This is a genomic window from Shewanella sp. SM29, assembly GCF_025654245.1.
Lineage (GTDB): Bacteria > Pseudomonadota > Gammaproteobacteria > Enterobacterales > Shewanellaceae > Shewanella > Shewanella oncorhynchi.
Genome location: NZ_JAKKRN010000004.1, coordinates 220,149 through 237,612 on the forward strand (window position 1 = coordinate 220,149; position 17,464 = coordinate 237,612).

At 43.9% G+C, this 17,464-nt stretch carries 14 protein-coding genes and 1 riboswitch; of the genes, 7 read left to right on the top strand and 7 right to left on the bottom strand.

Going from position 1 to position 17,464, the window contains the following annotated elements:
- Positions 1–74: 74 nt before the first annotated feature.
- Both L5L77_RS04520 and L5L77_RS04525 read left to right on the top strand, forming a co-directional pair.
- Complete coding sequence (locus L5L77_RS04520; RefSeq protein WP_263222156.1) at positions 75–644, top strand: DUF7010 family protein; 570 nt, start codon at positions 75–77, stop codon at positions 642–644.
- Positions 645–862: 218 nt separating this feature from the next.
- Positions 863–1,210: a BON domain-containing protein gene (locus tag L5L77_RS04525; RefSeq protein WP_263222158.1), complete on the top strand. Its 348-nt coding sequence runs from the start codon at positions 863–865 to the stop codon at positions 1,208–1,210.
- 722 nt (positions 1,211–1,932) lie between these two features.
- Here the strand turns inward: L5L77_RS04525 and L5L77_RS04530 are convergent.
- The 3 genes from L5L77_RS04530 to L5L77_RS04540 form a co-directional block, all read right to left on the bottom strand.
- Positions 1,933–3,420, bottom strand: a complete 1,488-nt coding sequence (locus L5L77_RS04530; protein WP_113939121.1) for a hypothetical protein — start codon at positions 3,418–3,420, stop codon at positions 1,933–1,935.
- Positions 3,421–3,513: 93 nt separating this feature from the next.
- A complete protein-coding gene (locus tag L5L77_RS04535; RefSeq protein ID WP_263222162.1) occupies positions 3,514–4,503 on the bottom strand; it encodes an NERD domain-containing protein in 990 nt (329 codons plus the stop codon).
- 398 nt (positions 4,504–4,901) lie between these two features.
- Positions 4,902–5,900, bottom strand: coding sequence for a class 1 fructose-bisphosphatase (locus L5L77_RS04540; RefSeq protein ID WP_263222163.1), 999 nt, complete (start codon positions 5,898–5,900; stop codon positions 4,902–4,904).
- 266 nt (positions 5,901–6,166) lie between these two features.
- On the opposite strand from L5L77_RS04540, the gene L5L77_RS04545 reads away from it, so the two are divergent.
- The gene (locus L5L77_RS04545) at positions 6,167–8,479 is read left to right on the top strand and encodes a S9 family peptidase (protein ID WP_263222165.1); all 2,313 of its coding nucleotides are present in this window, start codon (positions 6,167–6,169) and stop codon (positions 8,477–8,479) included.
- Positions 8,480–8,574: 95 nt separating this feature from the next.
- Here L5L77_RS04545 and arcA read toward each other — a convergent pair whose 3' ends face one another.
- Positions 8,575–9,291 (bottom strand): two-component system response regulator ArcA, encoded by a 717-nt coding sequence (gene arcA / locus L5L77_RS04550; protein ID WP_006080127.1) that lies wholly within the window; start codon positions 9,289–9,291, stop codon positions 8,575–8,577.
- Positions 9,292–9,879: 588 nt separating this feature from the next.
- On the opposite strand from arcA, the gene L5L77_RS04555 reads away from it, so the two are divergent.
- The 3 genes from L5L77_RS04555 (at position 9,880) to L5L77_RS04565 (ending at position 13,230) form a co-directional block, all read left to right on the top strand.
- Positions 9,880–10,314: a DUF3293 domain-containing protein gene (locus tag L5L77_RS04555; protein ID WP_173247481.1), complete on the top strand. Its 435-nt coding sequence runs from the start codon at positions 9,880–9,882 to the stop codon at positions 10,312–10,314.
- Between the two features lie 100 nt (positions 10,315–10,414).
- Positions 10,415–10,589: riboswitch (Lysine riboswitch) on the top strand.
- A 150-nt stretch (positions 10,590–10,739) separates the two neighbouring features.
- Positions 10,740–12,095: a lysine-sensitive aspartokinase 3 gene (gene lysC / locus L5L77_RS04560; RefSeq protein WP_263163590.1), complete on the top strand. Its 1,356-nt coding sequence runs from the start codon at positions 10,740–10,742 to the stop codon at positions 12,093–12,095.
- A 1-nt stretch (position 12,096) separates the two neighbouring features.
- A complete protein-coding gene (locus tag L5L77_RS04565) occupies positions 12,097–13,230 on the top strand; it encodes a succinylglutamate desuccinylase/aspartoacylase family protein (RefSeq protein ID WP_263192647.1) in 1,134 nt (377 codons plus the stop codon).
- A gap of 94 nt (positions 13,231–13,324) precedes the next feature.
- Here L5L77_RS04565 and L5L77_RS04570 read toward each other — a convergent pair whose 3' ends face one another.
- Entirely contained in the window at positions 13,325–14,290 is a 966-nt protein-coding gene (locus L5L77_RS04570; RefSeq protein ID WP_131525184.1) for a zinc transporter ZntB, read from the bottom strand.
- A 196-nt stretch (positions 14,291–14,486) separates the two neighbouring features.
- Here L5L77_RS04570 and L5L77_RS04575 point away from each other — a divergent pair, with 196 nt between their 5' ends.
- Positions 14,487–14,861: a YacL family protein gene (locus L5L77_RS04575; RefSeq protein WP_198571932.1), complete on the top strand. Its 375-nt coding sequence runs from the start codon at positions 14,487–14,489 to the stop codon at positions 14,859–14,861.
- A 91-nt stretch (positions 14,862–14,952) separates the two neighbouring features.
- Here L5L77_RS04575 and L5L77_RS04580 read toward each other — a convergent pair whose 3' ends face one another.
- Together L5L77_RS04580 and narQ are read right to left on the bottom strand one after the other, a co-directional pair.
- Positions 14,953–15,582: a response regulator gene (locus L5L77_RS04580; RefSeq protein ID WP_263184479.1), complete on the bottom strand. Its 630-nt coding sequence runs from the start codon at positions 15,580–15,582 to the stop codon at positions 14,953–14,955.
- Positions 15,575–17,410, bottom strand: a complete 1,836-nt coding sequence (narQ, locus tag L5L77_RS04585; RefSeq protein ID WP_263184478.1) for a nitrate/nitrite two-component system sensor histidine kinase NarQ — start codon at positions 17,408–17,410, stop codon at positions 15,575–15,577. Before narQ ends, L5L77_RS04580 begins: the two co-directional genes overlap by 8 nt.
- Positions 17,411–17,464: the final 54 nt, after the last annotated feature.

Below are 17,464 nucleotides of genomic sequence, written 5' to 3' on the forward strand. Positions count from 1 at the left end.
TTGCTGACAACTCACACTGCCGTGATGGACATTTTACGCAGATACTTAAGTCATCTAAACAAGGGGGCTTAATCATGCAACATAAATCACTGGACCAACAATTAATCGAATACCGTCAACAACGTGCTTTAGCTATGCCTTTATCCGGCATGATTGTGTGGAGCTTATTGTTTGTATTGAGCTTTGTATTACCTCCTTCGCAGTTGGTGATGGCGGTCTTTATTGGTACTGGTTCTATTATCTACCTTGCCATGGGTATTTCGCGGCTGACGGGCGAGAATATCTCGTTTAAGAAAAGCGCTGAGCGTAATTGGTTTGAGACTGTGTTTCTCGCTGCGATGGGGATGAGTTTTTTAACCTTTAGTATCAGTATTCCCTTTTTTATGGAAAATTATCTGGCCTTGCCTTTCGCCCTTGCGGTGCAAACAGGTTTAATGTGGTTAGTCCACGGTGTTTTAGCTGCGCAAAAGGTGGCCATAGTGCATGCGATAGTGCGCACTTTAGCCTGTGTGGCAGCTTTCATGCTCTGGCCCGAGCTGAGCTTTCAAATTCAGCCTCTAATCGTGGTGTTTTGTTATGGTTTTTCAATTCCTGTGATGCAGCGCAGTTGGAAGATTCAGCAAAATCTGTGTGCTAGCAATTAGTGGGTTATCTTTGGGATATTGTGTAGATTTTGGCTTTGCGGCCTAATGGCCGAGGTGAATCAAAGTCGTGGGGCTTCACACCTGACGCTTAATCAAGAGTCTAACAAGGTGATCTCGCCCTAGATCGATTTGTATGTCTGCCAGCGCACAGAGCTCAAACTGGTGTTATTGCATTATGGTTATTACCCTGCACTTTTTGCAGTGTGAAGGAGCTTATAATGCAAACCATGAAACTTACGTTCGTTACCGCTGGTGTTGTACTCGTTGGTAGTTTGCTGCTTAACGGTTGCGATAGTGGCAATGTGAATACCCAAACAGGTACACCAGACTTAACTGTAACAACCGAGGATGGTACTGGTGATGATATTAAAATTGCCACAGCAGTTAATACTGCGTTGATCGCTGATCAGCAGCTACAAAATTTAGATATTCAGATAGAAACCCGCAAGGGCGATGTCACCATTTCCGGCAATGTAAATAGCCAAGCTCAGAAAGACCAAGCTGAACGGGTGACGGCAGCGACCTCTGGTGTGCACTCGGTAAATAATTGGTTTGAAGTAAAATAGCAATGTCAGTAAAGCCGCCTGTTTGATGTATTCAATCGACAGACGACAAACAGGAGCGGCAGCTCTTATCTGGCTTTAATTCACCGCTTATGCCACAAAATACCAATCCCCGCCAACCATGCTGCGGGGCGTTGGCCTTCTTGATTTATAAATGTGTGAGTCCAGCTATGGTCACTCACACTGGCCTTGCGGCTGCTGTGGCAAATTTGTGCTTTGGAGTTTGTACCTGTCGTGATTTTCTTTGCGCCACATTTCGCACTTGCTATGTAGCTTTTGGCTTTGTGGCCTTACGGCCGAGGTGAATCAAGGGGCTTCACCCCACACCCGATAATAGTGCTGGTTTGTTTGGTGTTGAATTGGCAAGGTTATCGCTGTGAGTATGTTAGCAATTGCGGCCTTACGTCCGAGGTAAGTCAAAGTCGTGGGGCTTCACCCCACACCCGACCAAGGAGGACTGCTCGTCCTATCCTCCTTGGATGCTCCAAGACGCCCCCAACGGAGTTGAAAGCCCCTTGGGCATTTAGCGTCCTTATGCTATCGCGTCAGACGCTCGTCCCTGATTCGACTGACGCTATCTCGGCATCCATGCCTCGATCACGCAACGAACGCAAATGCCCTGCGGCAACTCCGATGGTAGGGTGAACTTCTGTAGCCTCGGTGTGTGGGCTGTTAACCTTGAAAGAGTTGTACCCGTCACATTTTTATTTTGTGACGTAATATTTTTATACCTGTCCAGACTCTTTTACTGTTGATATTGCTTGTGCCACTTTTTCTTCTGTATCTTTTAGAATGTCTTTTGATTCTTTTTCCAATTTTGCAGTCAATTTTGAAAATCCTGGTATATTTCTTAATTTTTCTACAGCATCACCTAGTTTCACACTTTTATCTAAAGCATCCATCAAGGGGTGATCTGTCGTTTTGTAATCTGAAATTAATTTACCAGGATTTTCAGAGTTAACATGCAGCAAGTTAAAAAGTAATTTAACTCTTAGTTCACTTGATGTATCACTATCACCAAGCTCCTCAATTTGTGTTGAAAGACCTTCGAAGGTTTTGCTTAGTACGCCCTTATGTGTATATTCTTCTATTAGCCTTTTTGATAAATTCATTTTTTTATTAGATGAATAGGCCATCCAAAGTATTGGGAAGTATAGTGGCAATATTGATAGTACTAATTTAGGAGTTTCAGAAATTACTGACACAAGATCTTTTTGTAAGATAATTAATAAGTATAAGTCAACGAGAAATGGAATGAATGACACTCCAATAAGCCATGTTATTGCTTTTGAGAAAGTGTTGTTATGTGTTTTTAACTCTAGGCTTTCAGATGTTATTTTTTCATTATATGCAGCGCTAAGACCAGTAGTAAGTGCAGCAGGTAAAAGAGTGATAATTTTCTGATAAACATCATTATACTGATTTTCTTGAGTTTTTAGTGTTTCAGCTATTTTTTCATTGGAAGTTTCTAGTAATAAATTGTAGTTTTTTGTTGTATCTAATGATAATTTTTCTAAGTTTAAATCTAAATCATTTAAATCATTTTTTATTATCAAGTAACTAGATGCTAATTCATCTTTTATCCCATCAATCCTTTCACTTTCACCATCTTCATTCTCAGTCTCATATCCTAATATTTCATCTCTTAGCTCTCTGACTTTTGAATGATAAGATGTTATGTTTTTCAATATCCCTTGTGCTTTGGAATCAATCTCACCTATAGACTCTAACTGTTCTGATGCCTCATTTAATCGAGTGTTGAGATCTTGATGTTTATCAAGTAATTCATTTGTGTAAATTATTTTTTGTTCTACTTGCTCATGCATACTCTTAATTTGGTTGAATAATTCTTCTCCATTTTTAAATGTTGCATCGTAAAACGAAACTTTTTTGTTAAAACTTTCAGTTGTATATTTTATTTCATCTAATAACTTTTTTAATTCTTCTAATATTGATGTTGAATCGTTATAGATAACTTCAATATCCTCTCTTGTTCTTTGAATTTTACCTTTGTGTTGGGCCGCTGACCTTGCCGCTTGTTGGGCAATTACTTGATTCTCAGAAGGTTGTTTGATTTTAAATTGCAATGCTTCAATTTCTTCTTTCTGAGATTTAATTGTTGAATATTGCTCTTCATATAGCTTCTCGAGAGGAACTAACCGCTGCCACAACCGTCCTATTTCTTCAGCATTATTTTTTTCACTTCCAAACATTTTTTGGTTTCCTATAGATGTAGCTAGGGTTTATTGGCATCGGTGTAGTATTACAGAATATAATAATTTTATTTTAAATAAGCGAGAATTACTCTAAATTACTTTATAACTATTTTCACAGCTATGGCATTGCAGTGTATAGGTTTCTTTAGCTTTAGTTATCTTCGTTTGTGGGCTTTGGCACTGTGGACAGGCTTGTTTCATTGGCGTGTTTTTAGTGCATTGGTTGCATTTGATGTAGTAACCAAACTTACCGTACATTGGGGTGTAGTTTGTTGATTCTCCGCAATGTTTACAGCTAAGAATGCTGTGTGTGACAGATTGAGTTATTGCAGGGGGTTTAGCTTCAACTGCTTTGTTAACTTCAAAGTGTGCAACAGGCTCATTGATTTGTTGTGTCTGCGAGAGCGTTATTTCATTGGTTGATTTATGTGGTTCTATATGTCGATCGATTAAGAAATTGGTAATGGAATTGAGTTCTTGTTGATTAAAGTCGGGGCGGGTGTCGCTTACATTTATAATGCGCATGAACTTACTTTTAAGATTCATGATTTTTTCAAGTTTATCGACTAAAAACTCTGTTTTAACTAACAACTCAGAAATGGCCGTTGGTATAGTATCTCTGTTGATTACCGCATCACTTGAGACCGCGCACACATGGTTCCAGCAACGCATACTAAAACTTTGTTGTCTTAGACCAAGTAATTTTCCTAGAATTTCACTTCTATGCTGTTTTAGCATTTCTTTAAGCAGTGCTTGTTGTAGTTCAACTTGCTTGATAGGAGACGGCATACCAAACCATTTACTTCCGTGACTGCGAGTCCATTCACCCTGCTGGTTGACTTCTACATGGCCTTTTATGCTTTTAGATTCAATTAAAACAAAGCCATAGGGGTAAATGATTAAGTGATCAATTTGCGCGGTTTCGTCATTAAAGGTGAATCGAAAATCATTGATGACCAACACTTCTGGATGATCTTTGAAGGCGCGGCGTAAATAGAAGGCAACATCCTGTTCTTGTTTTTGACCCGCAATCGTTTGTGGTGTTTGGGTATTTTGAAGTGATTTGGTTTTTAGAATCATTTATCAACAGCATCCATTCATAACTTGATAATAATCAGCCTCATAATACCTACTTTGCCGTTCAAAGATAAAGATAAAAATAGTTAGGCGTGAACGCTGGGGCAGGCATTACTGGCTATTAGATATACGTAGGGCTTAACTGGATTAAGCTCTGTCATGTAAATGACCGTTCGTGGCATGGATGCCAAGTTAAATTGTGCCACCCATACTAACTAATTTACATTGGTATGAAAGTGACCGTTGACGGCAGGGATGCCGTCGTCGAGCCCTCAGGGATGAGTTAATGGCGTGTCACTGGAGTAGCAATGTGAATTTGTTTTCGATGCTTGAAACAATAAGCCAAGTAAAAAGCCACTGAAATCAGTGGCTTTTTACTCTATAAATCAGCTAGAAAGAGATTACGCTTCTTCTATGTTTGGCTCTTCGCTGTAATCAATACCGTGATAGCTCAGGCAAGCGTCGACTTCGTTGCTGCTGCCTAGGATGACGGCAACACGTTGGTGAATTTGAGTTGGTTGAATATCTAAAATGGTTTCATAACCCGTTGAGGCTTTGCCGCCAGCTTGTTCGACTAAGAAAGCCATTGGGTTGGCTTCGTACATCAAGCGCAGTTTGTAAGGCTTTTTCGGATCTTTATTGTCGGTTGGGTAAGTGAAAATACCACCGCGAGATAGCACGCGGTGTACATCGCCGACCATGGCCGCAATCCAGCGCATGTTGAATGACTTTTCGCGTGGGCCAATTTTACCGAGCAGTAAATCGGCAATATAGGTTTGCATTGGCGCTTCCCAAAAACGTTGGTTCGACATGTTAATGGCAAATTCGGCGGTGTCTGCGCTAATACTCATGGCGGCGTTAGTCAGTAAAAACTCATTGGTTTCGGGGTGCAAAGTAAAGAGTTGCACGCCTTGGCCTGTGGTTAATGCCAGCATGGTTGATGGACCATAAAGTACATAACCTGCGGCTAATTGTGCGCGGCCAGATTGTAAAAAACTGGTTTCAGTCAACTCGCCAGCAGGGGCGGGCAGGACGGAGAAAATGGTGCCGACTAACGAGTTGATATCGATATTAGATGAACCATCAAGTGGATCGAAACATACCAGATATTGACCATTTCGGCTGACTTCAACCACATGATCTTCTTCTTCCGACGCTAAACCGCGCACTGTACCGTCAGCTTTTAAGGCATCTTTGAGCATGTCGTTGGTGATGATATCCAGTTTTTTCTGGGTTTCACCTTGGACGTTTTCTTGCTCAGTCGCGCCTAACACGCCTGCAAGCGCACCGTGGCGAACGGCATGGCTAATGGCTTTTGAGGTGTCGGCTAAGGTTAAAATTAGGTGGGAGAGGGAGTCGTTCACTGCCTGTGAGGTCAGGTGCTGGGCCAGAGTCTGCATGTTATGTCCTTTAGAGGTTCAACAATGAGGTCAATTTCGTTATTTGCCGCGAATGATAACTCAGTTAGTCGACAATTTCAGCGATGTTGCTGATGCTTTTAGCGAATATTAGGGCTTTTTGGGATTATTTGGATTGAGCTTGGCGCAAGGGCCTAATTTGTATCGGCATATTGCATGCTATTTCTATTTAGGGTTTGCCTCTGGCACAATGTCGGCTTGTTTTTAATCGCTGACATCTTAGGCGATTATGCTCCCAAGGAATAATAATGATTAAAAATAGGTTAACTTGGTTCCCTGCGTGCTCACTTAAGGTGCGCGCCGTTCCCCTACTGATAGCGAGCCAAATGGCCATGATTTCGACAGCTATGTTTTCAATTCCCCCAGCTTTTGCAATGGAAGGCGGCAAACTGCCACTGACGATTGAGCGAATGAATGCCTCGCCCGCCTTAGCAGGCACTAGTCCCCGTGGTTTAAAATTGTCACCCGATGGGCAGCGCGTCACCTATCTTACTGGCCGTAAAGACAATCAAAACTTTTATGATCTCTGGCAGATGGATGTAAAGACGGGCAAATCTAGCCTATTGCTCAATGCCGATAAGTTGGCAAGCAATGAATTATCCGATGAAGAAAAAGCCCGCCGCGAGCGCCAACGTATTTATGGCGAAGGCATTATGGAGTACTTCTGGGCCGATGATAGCCAAGCGCTATTAATTCCGGCTGCTGGTAATCTGTATTACTTTTCTCTTACCGATAGTAGCGTGACTCAATTGCCGATTGGCGAAGGGTTTGCTACAGATGCACGCTTATCGCCCAAGGGGCATTTTGTGTCTTTCGTGCGGGATCAAAATCTGTATGTGTTAGATCTGGCGACCAAAAAACTCCAAGCTATGACGAGCGATGGCGGCGGGGCTATTAAAAATGCCATGGCCGAGTTTGTCGCTCAGGAGGAAATGGATCGCATGACAGGTTATTGGTGGGCGCCCGATGAATCGGCCATCGCCTTTACCCGTATTGATGAGTCCGGTGTCGAGCAAGTAACCCGTAACGAAATCTATGCTGATGGTATTAAACTTACTGAGCAGCGCTATCCCTATGCCGGCAAAAACAACGTCGATATCGCCCTCGGTGTGGTCACGTTAAAAGATAAGGCTATCAATTGGGTGACCCTGCGCGAAGAGAGCAACGAAGACAAGAGCAAAGATATTTACCTGCCGCGGGTCGATTGGTTGCCCGATAGCAAACATTTGTCGTTCCAGTGGCAGAGTCGCGATCAACATAAGCTAGATTTGCAACTGGTGGCGTTAGATGCGCTTACTAAACCAAAAACCTTAGTGAAAGAACGCAGCGATGCTTGGGTAAACCTTAATAACGATCTGCACTTCTTAAAGCAGCAGTCGGCCTTTATTTGGGCATCTGAGCGTGATGGTTTTAATCATCTGTATCTGTTTGACTTAAAAGGTAAACTCAAAACGCAATTGACTCAGGGCGAGTGGGCTGTCGATGCGTTGGAATACATAGATGAAACCGCTGGTTGGGTATATTTCACTGGCCGCAAAGATACGCCAATCGAGAAACAACTTTATCGCGTGCCTTTAGCGGGTGGCAAGGTTGAGCGGGTAAGCAAGCAAGCGGGCATGCACGATCCTGTGTTTGCCGACAATCAAAGTGTGTATCTGGATTATTTCAATAGCTTATCTCAGCCACCGCAGATCAGTTTACACGGTGACAAGGGCCAACAACTGGCTTGGGTTGAGCAAAATGAAGTCAAGCAAGGCCATCCTTTATATGACTATGCGGGTCTGTGGCAAATCCCTGAATTTGGTGAACTAAAAGCCGAAGATGGCCAAGTGTTGCAAACCCGTTTATTCAAACCTGTTCCCTTCGATGCGAGCAAGAAATACCCTGTCGTCGTGCGGGTTTACGGTGGGCCGCACGCACAGTTAGTGACCAACAGTTGGAGCGAGCAGGACTACTTTACCCAGTATCTGGTGCAACAAGGCTATGTGGTGTTCCAGTTGGATAACCGCGGCAGCGCCCACAGGGGCACAAAGTTTGAGCAAGTGATTTACCGTCATTTGGGTGAAGCTGAAGTCAAGGATCAAAAAGTGGGAGTGGACTATTTACGCAGTCTGCCATTTGTCGATGCCGATAATGTGGCAATTTACGGCCACAGTTACGGCGGTTACATGGCCTTGATGAGTCTATTTAAGGCGCCCGATTACTTTAAAGCCGCGATTTCGGGGGCTCCTGTCACCGACTGGCGCTTATATGACACCCATTATACTGAGCGTTATTTAGCTCATCCCGAGGGGAATGAAAAGGGTTATGAAGCCAGCAGCGTGTTTCCCTATGTGAAAAACTATCAATCGGGTCTGTTGATGTATCACGGCATGGCCGATGATAACGTCTTGTTTGAAAACAGCACTCGGGTTTATAAGGCGTTGCAGGATGAGGGCAAACTGTTCCAGATGATCGATTATCCTGGATCTAAACATTCGATGCGTGGCGAGAAAGTGCGTAATCACTTATATCGCTCACTGGCAGATTTCCTCGATAGGCAGTTGAAAAACGCCAAATAGCAGGCATAAAAAAACCAGATCCTAGGATCTGGTTTTTTGTGAATTGATTTTTATCAAACCAATCCAGTTTCTAATGCGGGTTGCTTAGCGGGCTATTAGCCTTCTAAGTTACCGCAAAAACGATAGCCTTCACCGTGAATAGTTGCGATGATTTCTGGCGTATCTGGCAAGCTTTCGAAATGCTTACGGATACGACGGATAGTCACGTCTACGGTACGATCGTGTGGCTTAAGTTCACGGCCAGTCATTTTCATCAGTAGATCGGCACGAGTCAAAATTTTGCCTGGGTTTTCAACAAAGTGCAGCATAGCGCGGAACTCGCTACGTGGCAGTTTGTAAGATTCACCCTGTGGGCTCACTAATGAACGGCTGTTGATCTCTAAGCTCCAATCATTGAAGCGGTAGTATTCTACTGAGCTCTTTTCTTCGACTTCAGCGCCAGCGCTGTTGACACGAGTCAGAAGGTTACGAGCACGAATCGTTAATTCACGTGGGTTGAACGGCTTGGTAATATAATCGTCCGCGCCAATTTCAAGTCCAAGAATTTTGTCGACTTCGTTGTCACGACCTGTCAGGAAGATAAGACCGATGTTGTTGATTTCACGTAGTTCACGTGCCAACAATAGACCATTCTTACCTGGCAAGTTAATGTCCATAACGACCAAGTTAATTTTGTTTTCCTGCATAGCCTTATGCATTTCTGCGCCATCATTGGCCTCAGTTACCACATACCCTTCTGCCTCGAAAATACTTCTCAGCGTGTTACGGGTAACGGCTTCATCTTCAACGATCAGAATGTGCGGATTTTGCATATTATTTACCTAAATTTTAATCAGTTTATACTAACCAATAAGAGCAACTTACTTCGGGCTCTTATATTCATAAAAGCGTTGATACTTCCTTGAACTGCTTTGTGCTCAAAAGGAAAATCTTTACGGTGACATCTATATCTTGATGTAGATTAAGTGCACGTTTAAGTGTAATACGAGAAAACGTAATCAGTACCAACTTCGATAAGCAATAGTTAGAATAAGTTCCTTAACTATTGTTTTTTTTAAATGTTTAAAAGACAAATCAAATGTAGAACAGATTTTAAACAGATGCCCGGTCAGTTCACGTTACTTTAAGCGATATATGTAACAAACTGTATTGAACGATAAGCATCTTGCTCAATCTGTTTCAACTCACCAGTACGTACATTGTACTCGTTTTAGTCATTTGTTAACAAATGAAATGTTAACAAATTTTAGGTGAGCAGGGGTTTTTACCATGATATTTACTTTAGCTATTGATTAGTATAACTAATGTATTTCTTATTCCTGTGAGCCAGTTCACGCCTCTTTGGATTTTACAATCACTCTGCTACACTAGCTTGGGTTCATTTTTCGACTAGACTACCAATGGACAATACGACTCAAAATTTGTGGCAATGTTACCAAGCGCCGTTGTTTTTGCTGACTCAAGCATTATCCTGTGATTTTTCCTTTGCTGTTATTACCGCTCATAATCCCGCTTCAAAGCTTCTCTCTCCTAGCCAAAACCGTTTACTCGATCGCCAACTTCTCCGTGAAATTGAATTACTCGGTAGCCCTTATCGTGCTTTAGTGGGCGCAGCACCGGATTTATCCCACATGGAAAAAAGTTGGGCCGTGTTTATCGATAGAACGATGGCATTGCAATTGGGTAAGAAATTTAATCAATATGCGATTTATGTTGTCGAACAAGGGGATGTGAGCTTAGTGCCTTGCACCTTGGATGGACATGATGAAGTGTGTTTAGGCAAATTTAGAGATTATGTGCAGCTGGTATACGAGCTACCCGATTTGAACATTTAGTTGTTTTCAAAAGATTTTATTTAAATTGTTCATTTGTTATGAAATTAGCATTGACTTCATTAGGGGTTTATTGCTACTTTTTTCGTCCCTTTCCTAGGAAAGGAACAGAAGAGGAGCGTTAACTAGGTAGTCGGTCAGAGGAGCACAAACTCCAGCGATGACTGATGAGGGAGATTAACGCCGAGGCATAGATATGGTTGCTGCATGTTTATGTCGGTCGCTCAGGCTGAATCCTGACGATTGTCACCTGTAATTGGTGGAGAGCTTCTGGTGACGATTGCTGTTTCCCTTCTTTTGGGGTGCGTTATCATTGAGCACCAGGCTCTTCGAACGAAGTCAGTTCGGAGTGTGATCATGTTAGTTAATCAATATCTTATTCAATCTGCATTTATTTGTTGCCCTACGTGTTTCACGGAGGTGCGCTAATGTCCCTCGTTGTCGCAAAATTTGGTGGCACCTCAGTTGCCGACTATAACGCTATGAATCGCTGTGCAGACATAGTGTTAGCTAATCCTCATTGTCGTTTAGTCGTGGTCAGCGCTTCGAGCGGCGTGACTAATCTGTTAGTGGAATTGACCCAAGAATCGATCAACGACGATGGCCGATTACAGCGATTAAAACAAATTGCCCAAATTCAATATGCGATTTTAGATAAGCTCGGTCGTCCTAACGATGTGGCCGCCGCATTAGATAAATTATTGAGTCGCATGTCGGTATTGAGTGAAGCGCTCGCATCACAACGCAGCAAAGCGACTATGGATGAGTTGTTGTCCCTCGGTGAGCAATGTTCTTCGGCGTTGTTTTCGGCGGTGATCCGCGAGAAAGGTGTCAACTCAAGTGCCTTCGATGTGCGCCGAGTATTACGTACTGACAGCCACTTTGGCCGCGCTGAACCTCAGGTTGAAAAGATTGCGACTTTAGCTCGTGATTATCTACAGCCACTGTTAGCGGAGCAAGTGATTGTGACACAAGGCTTTATCGGTGCCGATGAATCGGGTCAAACGACCACGTTAGGTCGCGGCGGTAGTGATTATTCTGCTGCACTGTTAGCTGAAGCGTTACGCGCCTCAGCGGTAGAGATTTGGACCGATGTCGCGGGGATTTATACAACGGATCCTCGTTTGGCGCCCAATGCCTTTCCGATTGCCGAGATCAGTTTCAATGAAGCCGCCGAGATGGCGACCTTTGGTGCCAAGGTATTGCATCCAGCGACTATTCTTCCTGCCGTTCGTCAGCAAATTCAAGTGTTTGTGGGTTCAAGTAAAGAGCCTGAAAAGGGCGGAACTTGGATCCGTCATCAAGTGGAAGATGCGCCCGTATTCCGCGCTGTGGCTTTGCGCCGCGATCAAACCCTGTTAAATCTTCACAGCTTGCAAATGTTGCATGCGCAGGGCTTTTTAGCGGAAACCTTTGCGACATTAGCGCGACATAAGATCAGTGTGGATTTGATTACCACATCAGAAGTGAATGTGTCTCTAACCCTCGATAAAACCGGTTCAGATTCAAGTGGACAAGGTCTGTTGAGTGAGGCATTGCTGCAAGAATTATCACAGCATTGTCGTGTGCGAGTTGAAGATGGATTGGCCTTAGTGGCGATTATCGGTAATCGTATTGCGACGACACCGGGTATCTGTCGCCGTGTATTTGAAGTGTTAGAGCCACACAATGTGCGGATGATTTGCCAAGGTGCCAGCCCACATAATCTGTGTGTGTTAGTGGCCGAAGCGGAAGCGGCACAAGTGGTTAAATCGCTGCATCAAAATCTGTTCGAAGGCGTTTAGTATGTTGCCGACAACATCGTCTCTGCAAATCGGGGAGCTTGCCGCAGGGCAAGCACTCACTTTGCCTATCTACCATTTCAAGCCGAGTGACGATAAGGCGACTGGCCCCAAAGTGTATATTCAAGCCAATGTCCACGGTGCTGAAGTACAAGGGAATGCGGTGATTTATCAGTTGATGAAGCAGCTTGAACACTGTGACATCCGCGGCGAAATCACCTTAGTGCCATTGGCCAATCCACTCGGGATCAACCAAAAAAGTGGTGAGTTTACCCTTGGCCGATTTGATCCTATTACGGGCGCGAATTGGAATCGTGAGTATTTGAATCATGCTATCGATTTACCGACTTGGTATGGGGAACATGCCAAGCTGAGTGATAGCGAGCTGATCCAAGCCTATCGCAGTACTTTGGTTGAAGCTTGTCAGCAAAAATTGCGTCATGAATGGGGCATTACTACTGGCCATAGGCTCGCGGTTAATCTGCAGATTATGGCCCATGGCGCGGATATAGTGCTCGATCTGCACACAGGTCCTAAGTCTTGTAAGCACTTGTATTGTCCTGAATATGACTTAGCTGCTGCGCAGTTTTTGTCGATCCCTTATACGCTCATTATCCCCAATGCCTTTGGTGGCGCCATGGATGAGGCGGCGTTTTGTCCTTGGTGGCAATTGAGTGATTTTGCAAAAGCACAGGGGCGCGATCTAGCCGTTGCTGTGTCGGCGTTAACCTTAGAATTGGCGAGTCAAGAGCGTGTCTGTCTTGAGGATGCGTTGGTTGATGCTCAAGGGATTTTGGCGTATTTAAGCCACAGAGGCGTAATAGCTGAAACCGTTGCGCCTGCTAAAATGTCGCGCTTTGGTTGTTACCTTAAAGACTATAAAAAGTATCACGCGCCAAGTTCAGGACTAGTGGAATATCTCGCACCTGTGGGTGAGCCACTGGCTGCGGGGCAGCCCTTAGTCAATTTACTGCGTATGGATTTATACGGTACGGCAGATGAGCTAAAGACGGTCTGTTTGCCCCAGGACTGTGTGCCTATTTTGCACTTTGCTTCGGCGTCTGTGCACCAAGGAACAGAGCTTTATAAAGTCATGACTCATGTTTTTGAGTTGCCGACATTCCAGCCTAAATTATAAAAATTAGCTCGTAAGCATTAGCCCATAACAATTAGCTTATGGGACTGAGAGAAAACAACGCCAATCCTAATCGATTGGCGTTGTTTTAAGGTGGCTATAACCACTTGAATCGATAAAACAGTGCCATTTGCAGGGCGACGAGTGAGATTAATATGCCGCAGAAGGTGGCGAAGGCCCAAGTGTTGTCCGCGCCCGGTATCCCGCCAATATTGACCCCAAGTAAGCCTGTTAAAAAGCCTAGCGGTAAGAAGATTGCTGACACTAAGGATAAGAAATATAAGCGTTTGTTGAGTTGCTCCGACTGCTGACTGAGTAATTCTTCTTGAGTCACATTGGCCCTATCGCGCAGGGCATCGAGATCTTCAATGGTGCGGATAAGTTTATCGTTTGTTTCCCTCAGCTTGAGTCGCTCAGTATCTTTAAATAGGCTAAATTGCTCAGAAATCATTTTCGAGAATGCTTCGCGCTGTGGGGCTAAATAGCGGCGAATGGCCACAGTTTGACGGCGCAGTTCGGCGATATCGGTACGTAAGTCTTTCACATTGCCTGAGACGACTAGTTCTTCTAAATCAGAGAGTTGTTCTTCTAATTTATCAATAAACTCGACTTTACGATTGGTCAGTCGTTCGCAGATTGCGACGATAAAGTCCCCCGTAGTTGTAGGCCCATTTCCCTCAAGGATCAGCTCGGCGACATCTTTGACCGACTGTAACTCGCGATCGCAGGTGGATATGATCCGCTGTTTATCGGCATAGATACGCACGGCCACCATGTCTTCTGGAGCTGAATTGGGGTTGAGGTTGACGCCGCGTAACGCGAGTAATATGCCTTCACCTGTTATCACTGCACGGGGACGAGTGTCTTGGGCGAGTAGGGCATCACTTTCGACCTTAGGCAGACCGCTATTGAGTATCCAGTGGCGTGCCTTTTTATTGCGATAGCGAAGGTGTAACCAGAGTAGGCCATCCTGAGGATCCCATTTTTCGATCTGTTCTAGGCTCAAGGTGGAACCCGCTTGGGCGCCGCTTAGCACTAAACTGTAGATAAACCCTTCGTGCATATCGCATTCCATTTAACTTTCAAAATCATCCAAACAAACTAACTGATTTTGTCATGAAAATGAAGTCAGTACTTATGCTTAACGACATGAGGTAAACGTTAATTGACATAAATTTGATGTGCTGAGTGATGCAAGCAACTTAGCCAAGGATAGGTTAAAATTAGCATTAGTAGGCTTAGATCAAAGAGACAATAAAATGGAATACGAATTTCGGCGTAACAGTTTAACTGGCACTTTTTTGGCTAGCTTTAGCATGGATCATGAAGTGCTTGGGCAATGGTTTACGGAAGAATTAGGGACTGAGTTAGCTAAAATTCAGCAAGTGTTGGGTGTGATAAAAGAAATTCAAGCCGATAAACGAGGTTCATGGCGTCTTGTTGGTAATGATTTTACCTTAGAGTTAGAGCGTGAACAGGCGCGAGTCTTTGCCAATACCTTAGGCTTTGAGCAAGAATATGAATTAGAAGAGGCTATGTCACTCTATGATGCTGAGTCAGAAGCTTATTGTGGCCTTGAGGATTTTGAGCAGGCGCTATTGAGTTGGCAGACATTTATCGAGAAAGGTCTGTAATCATTTATTTAATCTCTATTTGATAAAAACATAAAGGCAATCATGGGATTGCCTTTATTGTTTGCGCGATACCAAGCTCATTTTTGTATCTTTAATGATTCAGATAGCGCACCGCCATTTCGGTTCTCGATTTCGCATTGGCTTTACGCAGTAGGTTTTTTACGTGCACTTTAACTGTGCCTTCACTAATGTGTAAATGCTCTGAAATCATGCGATTACTTAAGCCTTCCGCCAGTTGCTGTAGAATTTGCAACTCCCTTGGGGTCAGGCTTGAAATCCATTCTTGTTCATCGGTCGCATTTTTAAGTTCGTAAAGATATTCCTCGACTTCATCGCTGATCACCCTGTGGCCAAGCATAGCATTTTTGAGTTTTTCGAGCAGCAAATCTGGCTCAGTATCTTTAAGCAAATAGCCGTCGGCTCCAGCGCGAAGTAAACGGATAACATCCTGTTTTGCATCGGAAACGGTGAGAATTACTATGCGTGAGGTAACACCTTCTTGGCGCATGGCGTTGAGGGTATCTAGGCCTGTCATGCCTTTCATATTCAGATCGAGCAATATGATGTCGGGTTCATCGGTGACCACTGCGGTTAATGCGTCTAAACCACTACCGGCTTCGCCAAATAGGCTGAAGTCAGGATCTGAAGCGATGAGCTGGCAGATGCCTTTGCGCAAGAGGGGATGGTCATCGACCACCAGTACGGAATAAGGTTTACCCATTTGAAGGCTCCTGTTGAGATGGGAAAATAAGCGTCACTCTAGTGCCACTTGACCCTTTGCTGTGCTGCACAAGGTTTAGTGGGCTGTTAGGTTTGAGTGCGTCGTCTTGTGCATTGCATCCTTGCTCAGTCGTGGTTGCCATAGCAGGTTTAAATCTCTTTAAATCATTGTCGCTGAACACGACTTTACCTGAAAGTTTACTGGCTCGTTCATGCATTATACCTATGCCAAAATGTTGATCTCGTTCTTTTAAATGTCCAATACCTATGCCGTTATCACAAACATCAATATTGACCATACCCTCGTCATCCTTATAGCAATGGATGTTAATGAGGTTGGCCTCGGCGTGTTTGATGGCGTTTAACGTCGCTTCTCGCGTGATCTGCAGTATGTGGATGTGTTGCTTTGCCTCTAGCCATTGTGGCGCAAGTTTATAGTCTAAGGTTATCTTTATATTCGTCTTTGTCCTGAGTTGCTCAAGCATAGCCTCTAAAGCACTTTTTAGATCGGGTTCTTTAATTGTGAGCCTAAAGGTGGATAGTAACTCCCTGAGCTGCACGTAGGCAGTGCTTACACCTTCGTTGATTTCGGTTAGCTGCGCCTCAACGATTGGACTGCGGCAACTGCAATCTAAGTTTTTGCGTAATAAGCTAATTTGGATTTTTAGGAAAGATAGCACTTGACCTAAAGAGTCGTGCAGCTCTCGGGCAATTACGCCACGTTCCTCCATTAGCGCCAGTTGCTGTCTTTGCTCTGTGGCATTGTGGATCACGATTGAGCGCGTCAACATAATTGCGAAATTGTTAAACAAGGCGATATTGGGTGTTTGGTCGGCAATTAACTCTAAATAGCCTAAATTAGCCTGCTCAAATTGCAGTGGGAAACGGGTGCTCTCTTGAGTCATATCTGGCCAGCCACCATCGGCCTCAATCACTTCAAGCTCTTGCTCTGGGTATTGAATGATGAGTCTTAGGTAGTCGAGTGATTCATAGCCTTTTAACTGATTCAGCGCCGCCTTGAGAGCCTTGTAATCGAGTTTATTTGCGTTTAATGTCAGTAGGTTATCATATAAGAATGCCAGCTCGTTGTTGGCCCTTGTCAGCGCTAAGGTTTTTTCTGCTACCTGCGATTCTAAGTTGCCATAAAGCGTCGCGAGTTCCTTAGCTGTTTTTTGTAGGGCATGGGTCAGCGCTGTGAGTTCAATGTATTCGGTCTCGGGCATTTCAATTTCAAAATTACCCTTAGAAATCGTGTTGGCCGATTCCATTAATTTTTGCAGCGGGATCACCACTTTCTTCTTTGTAAAACGCACGGCCACAAAAGCGATAATGAGCATGACGCCTAAGCCTAATATTTGGCTGGCGGCAAGGAGCCTGAGTTTAAAGGCGGCGTAGTGCTCCATCTCAAGCACCAGTAAATCTATGGTATCAACAAAGTCCTTCAGTGAGGCGACATAATCGCGGGAGTTTTCTTGTTCTATGTAGTGTTTCATCACCAGCCATTTATCGATGACAAGCTGATATTGAGCAGCAATTTCTGGCGGACTAAACCAACTTTCCGAGGGCTTTAATGTGTCGGAATAGAGCGTATTTTCGAATTCGGTAATTTTATTCTGCGCAGCATCACTGCCTGAGTTGGCGTAAAACATTAACCGATAGCTTTGCATCCTCAGCGACCCTGAGGCATTAATCGCCTTGGCGTCGCCTAAGCTGTAGGACAAATTGATGATAGCAAAAGTCGATAAACTACTAGAGAGCAGAATAAGTACTAACATTAATCCTAAGATTTTTGAGGTTAGACTACCTCGTTTCATTAATCCGCTGTTCATTTTGATGGCCGCTGTTATGGCACTTTGCAGTGGTTTTTACATTAGAAAATAATG

Bases quoted from the DNA above. Each gene is read 5' to 3' on its own strand.
- L5L77_RS04570 (WP_131525184.1), bottom strand. From the start codon at position 14,290: ATGCACGAAGGGTTTATCTACAGTTTAGTGCTAAGCGGCGCCCAAGCG.
- L5L77_RS04580 (WP_263184479.1), bottom strand. From the start codon at position 15,582: ATGGGTAAACCTTATTCCGTACTGGTGGTCGATGACCATCCCCTCTTG.
- L5L77_RS04525 (WP_263222158.1), top strand. From the start codon at position 863: ATGCAAACCATGAAACTTACGTTCGTTACCGCTGGTGTTGTACTCGTT.
- L5L77_RS04520 (WP_263222156.1), top strand. From the start codon at position 75: ATGCAACATAAATCACTGGACCAACAATTAATCGAATACCGTCAACAA.
- L5L77_RS04545 (WP_263222165.1), top strand. From the start codon at position 6,167: ATGATTAAAAATAGGTTAACTTGGTTCCCTGCGTGCTCACTTAAGGTG.
- L5L77_RS04565 (WP_263192647.1), top strand. From the start codon at position 12,097: ATGTTGCCGACAACATCGTCTCTGCAAATCGGGGAGCTTGCCGCAGGG.
- L5L77_RS04540 (WP_263222163.1), bottom strand. From the start codon at position 5,900: ATGCAGACTCTGGCCCAGCACCTGACCTCACAGGCAGTGAACGACTCC.
- narQ (WP_263184478.1), bottom strand. From the start codon at position 17,410: ATGAACAGCGGATTAATGAAACGAGGTAGTCTAACCTCAAAAATCTTA.
- lysC (WP_263163590.1), top strand. From the start codon at position 10,740: ATGTCCCTCGTTGTCGCAAAATTTGGTGGCACCTCAGTTGCCGACTAT.
- L5L77_RS04575 (WP_198571932.1), top strand. From the start codon at position 14,487: ATGGAATACGAATTTCGGCGTAACAGTTTAACTGGCACTTTTTTGGCT.
- arcA (WP_006080127.1), bottom strand. From the start codon at position 9,291: ATGCAAAATCCGCACATTCTGATCGTTGAAGATGAAGCCGTTACCCGT.
- L5L77_RS04535 (WP_263222162.1), bottom strand. From the start codon at position 4,503: ATGATTCTAAAAACCAAATCACTTCAAAATACCCAAACACCACAAACG.
- L5L77_RS04530 (WP_113939121.1), bottom strand. From the start codon at position 3,420: ATGTTTGGAAGTGAAAAAAATAATGCTGAAGAAATAGGACGGTTGTGG.
- L5L77_RS04555 (WP_173247481.1), top strand. From the start codon at position 9,880: ATGGACAATACGACTCAAAATTTGTGGCAATGTTACCAAGCGCCGTTG.